We start from the raw sequence: 11,304 nt of genomic DNA, 5'->3' as shown, positions 1-11,304 counted from the left end.
ATTATTTTGAAGGAGAGTTTTAATGACTCAAGGTAAAATTACTGCTTCTGCAGCAATGCTTAACGTATTGAAAACATGGGGCGTAGACACTATCTACGGTATCCCATCAGGAACACTTAGCTCATTAATGGATGCTTTGGCTGAAGACAAAGATATCCGTTTCTTGCAAGTTCGCCACGAAGAAACAGGTGCTCTTGCAGCGGTTATGCAGGCTAAATTTGGCGGATCTATCGGTGTTGCGGTTGGTTCAGGTGGACCAGGTGCTACTCACTTGATCAACGGTGTTTACGATGCAGCGATGGATAACACTCCATTCCTTGCTATCCTTGGTTCACGTCCAGTTAATGAATTGAACATGGATGCCTTCCAAGAACTTAACCAAAACCCAATGTACAACGGTATCGCTGTATACAACAAACGTGTAGCTTACGCTGAGCAATTGCCAAAAGTGATTGACGAAGCTTGCCGTGCTGCCGTTTCTAAAAAAGGTCCAGCTGTCGTTGAAATTCCAGTAAACTTTGGTTTCCAAGAAATCGACGAAAACTCATACTACGGTTCAGGTTCATACGAGCGTTCATTCATCGCTCCTGCTTTGAACGAAGTTGAAATCAACAAAGCTGTTGAAATTTTGAACAATGCTGAACGTCCAGTTATCTACGCTGGTTACGGTGGTGTGAAAGCTGGTGAAGTAATCACTGAATTGTCACGTAAAATCAAAGCACCAATCATCACAACTGGTAAAAACTTCGAAGCGTTCGAATGGAACTACGAAGGTTTGACAGGTTCTGCTTACCGTGTTGGTTGGAAACCAGCCAACGAAGTGGTCTTTGAAGCAGACACAGTTCTTTTCCTTGGTTCAAACTTCCCATTTGCTGAAGTATACGAAGCATTCAAAAACACTGAAAAATTCATCCAAGTGGATATCGATCCATACAAACTTGGTAAACGTCACGCCCTTGACGCTTCAATCCTTGGTGATGCAGGTCAAGCAGCGAAAGCTATCCTTGATAAAGTAAACCCAGTTGAATCTACTCCATGGTGGCGTGCAAATGTTAAGAACAACCAAAACTGGCGCGATTACATGAACAAACTCGAAGGTAAAACTGAGGGTGCGCTTCAATTGTACCAAGTATACAACGCTATCAACAAATACGCTGATGAAGATGCAATCTACTCAATCGACGTAGGTAACTCTACTCAAACATCAACTCGTCACCTTCACATGACACCTAAGAACATGTGGCGTACATCTCCACTCTTTGCGACAATGGGTATCGCCCTTCCTGGTGGTATTGCCGCTAAGAAAGACAATCCAGATCGCCAAGTATGGAACATCATGGGTGATGGTGCATTCAACATGTGCTACCCAGACGTGATCACTAACGTTCAATACAACCTCCCAGTAATCAACGTTGTCTTCTCAAATGATGAATATGCCTTCATCAAGAACAAATACGAAGACACAAACAAACACTTGTTTGGTGTAGACTTCACAAATGCTGACTACGCTAAAATCGCTGAAGCGCAAGGTGCTGTAGGATTCACTGTAAATCGTATCGAAGATATCGATGCGGTTGTTGCAGAAGCTGTTAAATTGAACAAAGAAGGTAAAACAGTTGTCATAGATGCTCGCATCACTCAACACCGTCCACTTCCAGTAGAAGTACTTGAGTTGGATCCAAAACTTCACTCAGAAGAAGCGATCAAAGCCTTTAAGGAAAAGTACGAAGCTGAAGAGCTTGTACCATTCCGTCTCTTCTTGGAAGAAGAAGGTTTGCAATCACGCGCAATCAAATAATTCCTCTCGTCGAAAATCAAATGTAAATATTGTAGATTATATTCTTTGATTTTGTAGAGAGAAACTTAAAAGATCGGAGCAATCCGGTCTTTTTATGGAGGATAGTAAATGAATCTAAATCAATTAGATATTATCGTTTCAGATGTTCCCCAAGTCTGTGCTAGCTTGGAGCGTATTTTGGATAAGAAGGCAGACTATGTTGATGATGGTTTTGCTCAGTTCACGATTGGCAGTCACTGCCTCATGTTATCACAAAATCATTTGATACCTTTGGAAAATTTTCAGTCAGGAATCATTCTTCATCTCGAGGTTGAGGATGTAGACCAGAACTACAAACGGTTGAAAGAACTTGGTATCCAGGTTTTAAACGGCCCAGTTGTAACCGATTGGGGAACCGAATCCCTGCTAGTAAGTGGCCCTGCTGGTCTAGTCATTGATTTTTATCGAATGAAATAAGAGCAAAGTGGTGTGTTTTCGACAAAAGTTACAATAGATGAGGGGATTTATTTACTATTTTTATAAAATCTTCTCTCTACTTTATAAGATAAGAAAAAGAGTTCAACTTGAACTCTTTTTTTGCTATAATGAAGGGAGAAAAATCAGACAGGAGATCAAGATGTCAGAACCATTATTTTTAAATTCTGTAATGCAAGAAAAAATCTGGGGTGGGACTAAGCTACGTGATGAGTTTGGTTACGACATTCTGAGCGAAAAAATCGGAGAATATTGGGCAATCTCAGCTCACCCAAATGGTGTGTCTAAGGTAGCCAATGGTCGCTTTGAGGGAATCGATTTAGCTACTTTGTATGCGGAACACCGTGAGTTATTTGGTAACCGTCCGGAACCAGTATTTCCACTATTAACCAAAATTCTTGATGCCAATGACTGGCTCAGTGTTCAAGTTCACCCAGATGATGCTTATGGACTAGAGCATGAAGGCGAACTTGGAAAGACAGAGTGCTGGTACATCATCGCTGCAGATGAGGGTTCAGAGATTATCTATGGTCACAATGCCAAGTCAAAAGAAGAACTCCGCCAGCAAATCGAAGATAAAAACTGGGATTCCTTGTTAACAAAAGTTCCTGTAAAAGCTGGAGATTTCTTTTATGTACCAAGTGGAACTATGCATGCTATCGGAGCAGGTATCTTGATCCTTGAAACGCAACAGTCTAGTGATACAACTTACCGTGTCTATGACTTTGATCGTAAGGACGATAATGGCAACTTGCGCGAGCTTCACCTTGAAAAATCCATCGATGTTTTAAATATTGGTGAGCCTGCTAACAGCCGACCTGTGACTATTAAAGCAGATGACCTGCGTTCAACTCTTCTTGTGTCTAATGATTTCTTCGCAGTTTACAAGTGGGAAATCACAGGAAAAGTTGACTTTGAAAAGACAGCTGACTACAGCTTGTTGAGTGTCTTGGCTGGTCAAGGGAAATTGACTGTAGACGGTAAGGAATATCCTATCCAAAAAGGTAGCCATTTTATCTTGCCAAGTGATGTTGAAGCTTGGACTTTGGAAGGATCAGATTTAGAATTAATTGTAAGCCATCCATAAAAAGAAAAGACTTGAGATTGATTCTCAAGTCCTTTTTTGTATTTACATAAATTGGGCGATAAAGACCACGATGATGATAATTGGGATGATGTAGCGAAGTAGGAAGAGCCAGACTTGGAAAAGTCCTTGTTTCCATGGTCTTTCATCAAGATGGAGTTCCTCCATGGCTAATGTTTTCTTGAAAATATAACCTGTAAAAAGAGACAAGCAGAGGGCACCAAAAGGCATAAGGAGATTGGAAACCAGGAAATCCATGGAATCAAAGAAGGTCTTTCCAAAGATTTGGACGTCTGCCATAAGACCATAGGAAAGAGCTGAAGGAATACCAAAGATAAAGGTCATGATACCTAAAATTAGACTCCATTGATTGCGCTTATTATTGTTCTGATTGGTGATATTACCAACATTAATCTCAAGCATAACGACTGAAGAAGTTATTGTCGCAAAGAGGAAAAGCAAGAGAAAGAGAATATAGAAAATCGTACCAAAAGGCATATTGTCAAAGAGTTGTGGTAACACGATAAAGAGGAGACTTGGTCCACCTTCGGATTGGATATTAAAGGCTGACATAGCAGGGAAAATCGCAAGTCCTGCCATGATAGAAACTGAAATGTTCAAGGCTACGATGGACATACCTGATTGGACCAGCTTGGTCTTCTTGTCTAGGTAGGAAGCGTAAGTCAACATGGCTGTAACACCGAGAGATAAAGCAAAGAATGACTGCCCCAGAGCGTAGAGTAGTCCAGCACTTGTCAGTTTTGAGAAGTCCGGTTTGAGGAAGTAAACCACACCTTCCATGGCATTTGGCAAGCTGAGAGAACGCCCGATAATAATGACAAAGATGATAAAAAGTAGGGGCATCATAACCTTAGATGCTCTTTCAATTCCTTTTTGAACGCCGTTTGAAACGATGAAAATATTCAAGAAGATAAAGGTAGCTTGGGCTCCTAAGGCAATAACTGGATTAGAAATGATGGAAGAGAATTGCTGGGCATAATCTCCATTTTCGATTAGGTGGAATAATCTTCCAATCTCGATACCAAGGTATGCTAGAATCCAACCCCCAATTACACTATAAAATGAGAGAAGGATGAAAAGAGCAAAGGCACCAATCCAACCAATAAAGTTGTACTTTTGATTGTTTCCAAGCTTTCCAAAAGTTTTGATTGCTGATACTCCAGCGCTTCGACCAAGGGCAAACTCTGCCAAGAGGAGAGGAAATCCAATCAATAGTGTCGAGATGAGAAAGACTAGTAAAAATCCTCCACCACCATTGGCAGCAGTCATGTAAGGGAACTTCCATACAGCTCCAAGACCAATAGCAGAACCAGCAGATGCAAGGATGAAGCCCAGTTTTGAGCCCCATTGCGATTTTTCAGACATCGTTAAACTCCAATCTATTTTCTAAAATAAGAAAAGGCTACTTGAGTTGTCAAATAGCCTTCTCTCAATTGCTCTTTTGAGCTTTATTTTTGATTGATAGACTTGATTATCCTATCATGTTTTCTGATGCCTGTCAAGAAAGCGGTTTTCAAGTTTTCACACCTTTCTCAAAAAGTTAAAAATTTTTCGTAAAACCACTTGACTCTGACCTAAGGGGAGGGGTTATACTATACTTGTAAGGAGAAAATCATGTACCATATCAAAGAAGCTGCGCAGCTTTCAGGTGTCTCTGTAAAGACCCTGCACCATTACGATAAGTTAGGACTCTTGGTTCCTTTAAAGTCGGAAAACGGCTATCGAACCTATAGTCAGGATGATTTGGAACGACTTCAGGTTATCCTCTATTACAAGTATCTAGGCTTTTCTTTAGAAAAAATAGCAGAGCTATTGAAGGAAGAAAAGACGGACTTGTTACCACATTTGGCAAGACAGTTGGATTACCTAACTCGAGAAAGGCAACATCTAGACACCTTGATTTCAACCTTACAAAAAACCATTCAAGAACAAAAAGGAGAAATAAAAATGACCATTCAAGAAAAATTCACTGGATTTAGCTACCAAGACAATCAAAAATACCACCAAGAAGCGGTAGAGAAATATGGGCAAGAAGTTATGGATCAAGCCCTCGAGCGACAAAAGGGTCGTGAAGACGAGGCCACAGCCGCCTTCAACCAAGTTTTTCAAGCCTTGGCACAAAACCTTCAAGCTGGTCTGCCTGCAACAGCGGCCGAAAACCAAGAGCAAGCTGCTAAACTCTTGCAAGCCATCCGTACTTATGGATTTGACTGCTCTATTGAGGTATTCGGTCATATCGGTAAAGGTTACGTCTACAACCCAGAGTTTAAGGAAAACATTGACAAGTTTGGTTCTGGAACAGCCCAGTACACATCAGATGTGATTGCAGCTTACGTTCAGACAAATGGAGAATAAATAGGCTAGGAAATTCCTAGCCTATTTTTTACTTCAACTCATAAAACCAATCGTCACCTTCTTTGTAATAAAAGAACTCACTGAGATCTTCTTCAAGAAAAACACGAAGCATATCAGACATATCATCAGTAGCAAGTTTTAGATGAGATAGATTGTCAAAATCCTCCCACCAAACTTTCCCTTCGTCTGAGGACTGGAGTTCACCAGCAAAGTGTTCTGTCTTGTAAAAGAGGACGACATAACGAAAATCCTTGTCATCGTACCAGTTTTTGATACCACAGAGTTGGGGTTTGGAAATGGTCAGACCAGTTTCTTCTTTCACTTCACGAATGACAGCATCGACAAAGGATTCGCCACGTTCAACATGACCACCAGGAAAAGTAATGCCAGGCCAGTCGGGACTAACTCGGTCTTGAACCAGAACCTTGTCTCCGTTTTGAATCATACACATATTGACAAATTCGACTGTTTCTCTTCTATTCATTCTTTATAACCTTTTATTTTTAATCATAATGCAGACTTCCAGCCACCCAGCCAGTACAAAGGGCAGAAGTGATGTTAAAGCCACCCGTGTGGGCATTGATATCTAGCACCTCCCCTGCAAAGTGGAGTCCGGGTACCAGCTTGCTTTCCAGAGTTTTGGGATTGATTTCCTTGAGACTGACACCACCTTTAGTTACAAATGACTTGGCAAGGGACATCTTACCAGTTACTGGGATTTTAAGAGCCTTGATAGACTGAATAAGTTGGTCGCGTTCTTTTTCAGTTAGCTGTTTGACTTTTTCCGGATAGCCTTGGACAAAGAATTCTGCTAGACGTTCAGGGAGCATGGCTTTTAAGGCATTTTTCAAGGATTTCTCACGGTTTTCTTCAAGAAAATTTACTAAGTCGCTCTCAGAAAGTTGTGGCAAGACATCTAGGGAGAGAATTTCTCCACCCTTGACAAAGCTAGACATACGCAGAGCAGCAGGACCAGATAAACCAAAGTGGGTAAAGAGCAAATCATGAGTGATGATGTGTTTGCCATAGCTTAGGGTAACATCGTCTAGGGAAATCCCCTGCAAGGCTTTATGTGGGAAATCCGTCAATAATGGACTCTCGGCTGCCTCAAGCTCGGTAATAGTGTGTTTGAAATGACGAGCGATCTCATGGCCAAAACCAGTTGACCCAGTAGAAGGATAGGACTTTCCACCTGTTGTGACAATGAGTTTATCACAAGTGAAGGTTTGGTCTGCGGACTTAAGGATAAACTGGTCGTCGACCTTTTTAACAGAAACAATCTCCGTTTGAGTAGCAATTTGCCCACCAAGTTCAGTGATTTTCTTTTCCAGAGCTTCGATTATGGTACGAGATTTATCACTGGCCGGAAAGACACGGCCGTGGTCCTCAACCTTGAGTTTTACTCCATTCTCCGTAAAAAAGTTAATAATATCATGGTTGTCAAACTGGGAGAAGACGCTATATAGAAAGCGCCCATTTCCAGGTATGCCAGCTAGTAGGTCATCAAGAGTTCCGTTATTAGTTACGTTACAGCGACCACCACCAGTACCAGCTAATTTTTTTCCGAGTTTCCGATTTTTTTCGATAAGGAGGGTTTTCTGACCGTAAAAGCTACTGGAAATCGTAGCCATCATACCAGCAGGACCACCTCCGATGACAATAGTATCAAAATGTTTCATAAGAGTATTGTACCATAAAAAAAACAAGAGATGATAAGTCATCTCTTGTCTGATTGATTAACCAATTTCATATCCCATGAGAAGTCCGCCATCTTCTGCATAGAAACTACAAAGTCCAGAAGTTGGAAGAATCTTAATTTCAGCTTGCGGGTACTTTTCTCGCAAGAGTTCTGAGAGTTGTTGGCAGAATTTTTCATTGCTGCGGTGAGCCATGACAATACGTCCACCAGCGTAGCCACCTTTAATGATTTCTTCATATGCAGCTTGAAGGGACTTTTTAGCACCACGAGCTTTTTGGAGAAGCTCTAAGGTTCCAGTTTCACTTGCTTCTCCAACCATTCGAATATTAAGTAGTCCGACAACCGCACCGATTAGCTTGCTCAAACGGCCATTTTTAACCAGATTATCTACTTTAGCAAGAACAAAAAGAAGTTTTGTTTTTTCTTGGTAAGCAGTAATTGCTTGGACAACTTCTTCAAATGATAATCCCTGTTCAATTAAGTCGTTTAGCTTTTCAACTAAGAGATCAACCTCTCCACCAGCTGAAAGGCTGTCAATCACATGGATTTTAGTATCGGGATGGTCCTCAAGATAAATATTTTTTGCAAGTTGAGCACTGTTTTGGCTACCAGACAGAGTTCCTGTAATAGTCACAACAAAAATATGTTTTGCTCCATCGAAGGCACGTAAGTAATCATCAGGACTAGGACAGGCTGATTTAGAAGCTTCAGAAGTTGCATACATGGTTTCCATCATCTGATCGATATTAAGATTAGCATCATCAATAAAAATCTGATCAGCCACTTGAATGGTTAGTGGGACACTGATAAACTCAGTATCAATCGCAAGGTTTGGCAGTTGACGATAATCACAACCAGAGTCAGCTACAATCTTCCATGTCATAGAAATTCTCCATCTTTATCACTTATACATTGACAAAGGTTCTGTCTTTTTTTACAATTATATCATGAAAGCTCTTGAAACAAAAGTAGTACATCTCTGTTGTCACAAGTAGAAAGAAATTGTTATGTCTGAACGTAAAATATCTGAAAAATCGCTTGAAAACCTAAGAAAATCAAATCAAGAATCTAATTTGCTAACCAGAGAAGCGATTGAAACAGCTCTTTTGCAACTCTTAGAGAAAAAGGAATTGGCTAAGATTAGCATTTCTGAGTTAGTCAAGCGTGCTGGCGTTTCTCGTGCAGCTTTTTATCGAAATTATGATTCAAAAGAAGAGATTTTAGAAAGTGTCTTTAAACGTAGCGTCCATAACATAATGGAGCAATTGAGTCATTACGATGTTAAAACAGACCTTTATCTCGTATGGGTTCACCTCTTTAGAGAAGCCAAGAAAGAAGCCAAAGTTATTCAGCTTGCCCTAGACTATCACTTAGAAAAAATCTTTGTGCAAGCCATGCAAGAATTTCTAGAAAAATACTATGGAAAGTCAAAAGGAGTCAGCTCTTATCTTCATTCTTTCTGGAGTTCGGCTATTGTCTCAGTCCTTATAAAATGGATTAAAGATGGGATGAAGGTACCCGCTGAAAAGATTGCAGATTTACGCCTACCATTTTTTAAAAAATAGACGATTAGGAGATAAATGATGTCAGATAAAAGACTTGCCTGGGACGAATACTTTGCAGCTCAAGCCTTATTGATTGCCAATCGATCAACTTGTAAACGTGCAAAAGTTGGGGTTGTTCTTGTAAAGGATAACAAAGTGATTTCAACGGGATATAATGGCTCTGTTTCAGGGACTGAGCATTGTATTGATCATGATTGTCTTGTGATAGAAGGACATTGTGTTAGAACTCTTCATGCAGAAGTGAATGCTATTTTACAAGGCGCTGAACGAGGTATTCCAAAAGGATTCACTGCCTATGTTACGCATTTTCCTTGTCTTAACTGTACAAAACAGTTGCTTCAAGTAGGTTGTGAACGTGTTGTTTATATCAACCAATACCGCATGGATGATTATGCCCAATACCTTTACCAAGAAAAAAAGACGGAATTAACACATTTGCCACTTGAGACAGTTCAAGCAGCTCTTAAAGAAGCAGATTTGATGTAGAATTATAAAAAAATAAATGGTTTAGAAAGATTTTTAAACCATTTTTTGATATAATAAGAAGAATAAATTGAAAGAAGGAATTCAGAAAATGGGAAAAATTGAAGTTATTAATCATCCACTGATCCAACACAAACTGTCAATCTTGCGTCGTACTGACACATCTACAAAGGCTTTTCGTGAGCTAGTAGATGAGATTGCAATGTTGATGGGATATGAAGTGCTTCGTGATCTTCCACTTGAAGATGTAGAAATCGAAACACCGATCACTAAAACAGTTCAAAAACAATTGGCTGGTAAAAAATTAGCAATCGTACCTATCTTGCGTGCAGGTATTGGGATGGTTGATGGATTATTGAGTTTGGTTCCAGCAGCAAAAGTTGGTCACATTGGTATGTACCGTGACGAAGAAACCCTTCAACCAGTAGAATACTTGGTAAAATTACCTGAAGATATTGACCAACGTCAAATTTTTGTAGTTGATCCTATGCTTGCAACAGGTGGATCAGCGATTTTGGCTGTTGACTCTCTCAAAAAACGTGGAGCTTCAAACATCAAGTTTGTCTGCCTTGTATCAGCTCCAGAAGGTGTGAAGGCACTTCAAGCAGCACACCCTGATGTAGAAATCTTTACAGCAGCTTTGGATGAACGCTTGAATGAACATGGTTATATTGTTCCTGGCTTAGGTGATGCTGGGGACCGCTTGTTCGGAACTAAGTAGGACACAAAAAGAGGATTATACACATCAAAAAATTGACCTTTTTTGACCAACGAGGTATAATAACCTCATTGTCAGTAGACAACTACTAAATTTAAAAGATCAAAAGGAGAAATGAATGATTCCTGTAGTTATTGAACAAACAAGTCGTGGAGAACGTTCGTATGATATTTACTCACGACTTCTTAAGGATCGCATTATCATGTTGACTGGACCAGTCGAAGACAATATGGCAAACTCAGTCATTGCTCAATTGCTCTTCTTGGATGCGCAAGATAGTACAAAAGATATTTACCTTTATGTAAACACTCCTGGAGGTTCTGTATCAGCTGGTTTGGCGATTGTTGACACCATGAACTTTATCAAGGCTGATGTCCAAACTATTGTCATGGGGATGGCAGCATCAATGGGAACTATCATTGCATCTAGTGGTGCTAAAGGTAAACGTTTCATGCTTCCAAATGCAGAGTATATGATTCACCAGCCAATGGGTGGAACTGGTGGCGGTACTCAGCAGACTGATATGGCTATTGCCGCTGAACACTTACTTAAAACCCGTAAGACTTTGGAGCAAATTCTTGCAGATAATTCTGGTAAATCTGTTGAGCAAATTCATAGAGATGCTGAACGTGATTACTGGATGAGTGCTCAAGAAACATTAGAATATGGTTTCATTGACGAGATTATGGCAAATAATTCTTTGAACTAATAATCCTTAAAAGTAAACTCGACTGAGTTTGCTTTTTTTGATATAATAAAAGGAAGATTTTTAAAAGGAAGCTATATTATGTTTGAAAAAGAGAATCGTTCTGGTCTGATTGTCTATCTTTATTATAATCGTGATGTAAAAAAACTCCAAAGTTTTGGAGATATCTGTTACCATTCTAAAAAGCGTCGTTATATACAGCTTTATGTACCAACAGAAGAAGTAGCTGAATTGGTAGAACGTTTAGAAAAAGAAAAATTTATTAAAAAAGTAAGAGTTTGCCACATTCAAGAACTAGAAACTCCTTTTGTTGGAAACCTTTATCGAAAGGAAGAAAACGTTATCATTTAAAAAAATACAAAAAAGTATTGACAATTTTCTGATAATTCGGTATATTCTTA

Annotated in this window: 13 protein-coding genes; 9 read left to right on the top strand and 4 right to left on the bottom strand. The window is 39.8% G+C overall.

Annotated features, from left to right (window positions below; translation table 11 throughout):
- Positions 1 to 22: 22 nt before the first annotated feature.
- From spxB to manA, 3 genes are all read left to right on the top strand, one after another.
- Complete coding sequence (spxB, locus tag QM847_RS03760; RefSeq protein WP_414353929.1) at positions 23 to 1,798, top strand: pyruvate oxidase; 1,776 nt, start codon at positions 23 to 25, stop codon at positions 1,796 to 1,798.
- A 108-nt stretch (positions 1,799 to 1,906) separates the two neighbouring features.
- On the top strand, positions 1,907 to 2,254 hold the full coding sequence (locus QM847_RS03755; RefSeq protein WP_414353927.1) for a VOC family protein: 348 nt from the start codon (positions 1,907 to 1,909) through the stop codon (positions 2,252 to 2,254).
- Between the two features lie 160 nt (positions 2,255 to 2,414).
- Positions 2,415 to 3,359, top strand: a complete 945-nt coding sequence (manA, locus tag QM847_RS03750) for a mannose-6-phosphate isomerase, class I (RefSeq protein ID WP_414353925.1) — start codon at positions 2,415 to 2,417, stop codon at positions 3,357 to 3,359.
- Between the two features lie 42 nt (positions 3,360 to 3,401).
- Here manA and QM847_RS03745 read toward each other — a convergent pair whose 3' ends face one another.
- Entirely contained in the window at positions 3,402 to 4,742 is a 1,341-nt protein-coding gene (locus tag QM847_RS03745) for a sodium-dependent transporter (RefSeq protein ID WP_414353923.1), read from the bottom strand.
- 249 nt (positions 4,743 to 4,991) lie between these two features.
- Here QM847_RS03745 and QM847_RS03740 point away from each other — a divergent pair, with 249 nt between their 5' ends.
- Positions 4,992 to 5,732, top strand: coding sequence for a MerR family transcriptional regulator (locus tag QM847_RS03740; protein WP_414353921.1), 741 nt, complete (start codon positions 4,992 to 4,994; stop codon positions 5,730 to 5,732).
- Between the two features lie 28 nt (positions 5,733 to 5,760).
- On the opposite strand, the gene QM847_RS03735 is transcribed toward QM847_RS03740, so the two are convergent.
- The 3 genes from QM847_RS03735 to QM847_RS03725 are packed head-to-tail and all read right to left on the bottom strand — an operon-like array spanning position 5,761 to position 8,314.
- A complete protein-coding gene (locus QM847_RS03735) occupies positions 5,761 to 6,216 on the bottom strand; it encodes an 8-oxo-dGTP diphosphatase (protein WP_414353918.1) in 456 nt (151 codons plus the stop codon).
- A gap of 19 nt (positions 6,217 to 6,235) precedes the next feature.
- Complete coding sequence (locus tag QM847_RS03730) at positions 6,236 to 7,411, bottom strand: NAD(P)/FAD-dependent oxidoreductase (RefSeq protein ID WP_414353916.1); 1,176 nt, start codon at positions 7,409 to 7,411, stop codon at positions 6,236 to 6,238.
- A gap of 57 nt (positions 7,412 to 7,468) precedes the next feature.
- Entirely contained in the window at positions 7,469 to 8,314 is an 846-nt protein-coding gene (locus QM847_RS03725; protein ID WP_414353915.1) for a DegV family protein, read from the bottom strand.
- A 124-nt stretch (positions 8,315 to 8,438) separates the two neighbouring features.
- Here QM847_RS03725 and QM847_RS03720 point away from each other — a divergent pair, with 124 nt between their 5' ends.
- The 5 genes from QM847_RS03720 to QM847_RS03700 all read left to right on the top strand — a co-directional run bounded on the left by QM847_RS03720 (position 8,439) and on the right by QM847_RS03700 (position 11,254).
- Positions 8,439 to 8,996, top strand: a complete 558-nt coding sequence (locus QM847_RS03720) for a TetR/AcrR family transcriptional regulator (protein WP_414353912.1) — start codon at positions 8,439 to 8,441, stop codon at positions 8,994 to 8,996.
- Between the two features lie 18 nt (positions 8,997 to 9,014).
- Positions 9,015 to 9,482, top strand: a complete 468-nt coding sequence (locus QM847_RS03715; protein ID WP_414353911.1) for a deoxycytidylate deaminase — start codon at positions 9,015 to 9,017, stop codon at positions 9,480 to 9,482.
- Between the two features lie 88 nt (positions 9,483 to 9,570).
- Positions 9,571 to 10,200, top strand: coding sequence for a uracil phosphoribosyltransferase (upp, locus tag QM847_RS03710; RefSeq protein ID WP_269797399.1), 630 nt, complete (start codon positions 9,571 to 9,573; stop codon positions 10,198 to 10,200).
- Between the two features lie 115 nt (positions 10,201 to 10,315).
- On the top strand, positions 10,316 to 10,906 hold the full coding sequence (gene clpP, locus QM847_RS03705; protein WP_142557883.1) for an ATP-dependent Clp protease proteolytic subunit ClpP: 591 nt from the start codon (positions 10,316 to 10,318) through the stop codon (positions 10,904 to 10,906).
- Between the two features lie 78 nt (positions 10,907 to 10,984).
- A complete protein-coding gene (locus QM847_RS03700; RefSeq protein WP_075566868.1) occupies positions 10,985 to 11,254 on the top strand; it encodes a YlbG family protein in 270 nt (89 codons plus the stop codon).
- Positions 11,255 to 11,304: the final 50 nt, after the last annotated feature.

Origin of the sequence: Streptococcus timonensis (assembly GCF_047463455.1) — a bacterium.
GTDB classification, from domain to species: domain Bacteria; phylum Bacillota; class Bacilli; order Lactobacillales; family Streptococcaceae; genus Streptococcus; species Streptococcus timonensis_B.
Note: the sequence above shows the minus strand (reverse complement) of the source record. Positions and strands in the feature narration are given on the sequence as shown.

What these genes read in the sequence shown, in the direction of transcription:
- spxB (WP_414353929.1), top strand. Translation starts at nt 23, where the DNA reads ATGACTCAAGGTAAAATTACTGCTTCTGCAGCAATGCTTAACGTATTG.
- QM847_RS03755 (WP_414353927.1), top strand. Translation starts at nt 1,907, where the DNA reads ATGAATCTAAATCAATTAGATATTATCGTTTCAGATGTTCCCCAAGTC.
- manA (WP_414353925.1), top strand. Translation starts at nt 2,415, where the DNA reads ATGTCAGAACCATTATTTTTAAATTCTGTAATGCAAGAAAAAATCTGG.
- QM847_RS03745 (WP_414353923.1), bottom strand. Translation starts at nt 4,742, where the DNA reads ATGTCTGAAAAATCGCAATGGGGCTCAAAACTGGGCTTCATCCTTGCA.
- QM847_RS03740 (WP_414353921.1), top strand. Translation starts at nt 4,992, where the DNA reads ATGTACCATATCAAAGAAGCTGCGCAGCTTTCAGGTGTCTCTGTAAAG.
- QM847_RS03735 (WP_414353918.1), bottom strand. Translation starts at nt 6,216, where the DNA reads ATGAATAGAAGAGAAACAGTCGAATTTGTCAATATGTGTATGATTCAA.
- QM847_RS03730 (WP_414353916.1), bottom strand. Translation starts at nt 7,411, where the DNA reads ATGAAACATTTTGATACTATTGTCATCGGAGGTGGTCCTGCTGGTATG.
- QM847_RS03725 (WP_414353915.1), bottom strand. Translation starts at nt 8,314, where the DNA reads ATGACATGGAAGATTGTAGCTGACTCTGGTTGTGATTATCGTCAACTG.
- QM847_RS03720 (WP_414353912.1), top strand. Translation starts at nt 8,439, where the DNA reads ATGTCTGAACGTAAAATATCTGAAAAATCGCTTGAAAACCTAAGAAAA.
- QM847_RS03715 (WP_414353911.1), top strand. Translation starts at nt 9,015, where the DNA reads ATGTCAGATAAAAGACTTGCCTGGGACGAATACTTTGCAGCTCAAGCC.
- upp (WP_269797399.1), top strand. Translation starts at nt 9,571, where the DNA reads ATGGGAAAAATTGAAGTTATTAATCATCCACTGATCCAACACAAACTG.
- clpP (WP_142557883.1), top strand. Translation starts at nt 10,316, where the DNA reads ATGATTCCTGTAGTTATTGAACAAACAAGTCGTGGAGAACGTTCGTAT.
- QM847_RS03700 (WP_075566868.1), top strand. Translation starts at nt 10,985, where the DNA reads ATGTTTGAAAAAGAGAATCGTTCTGGTCTGATTGTCTATCTTTATTAT.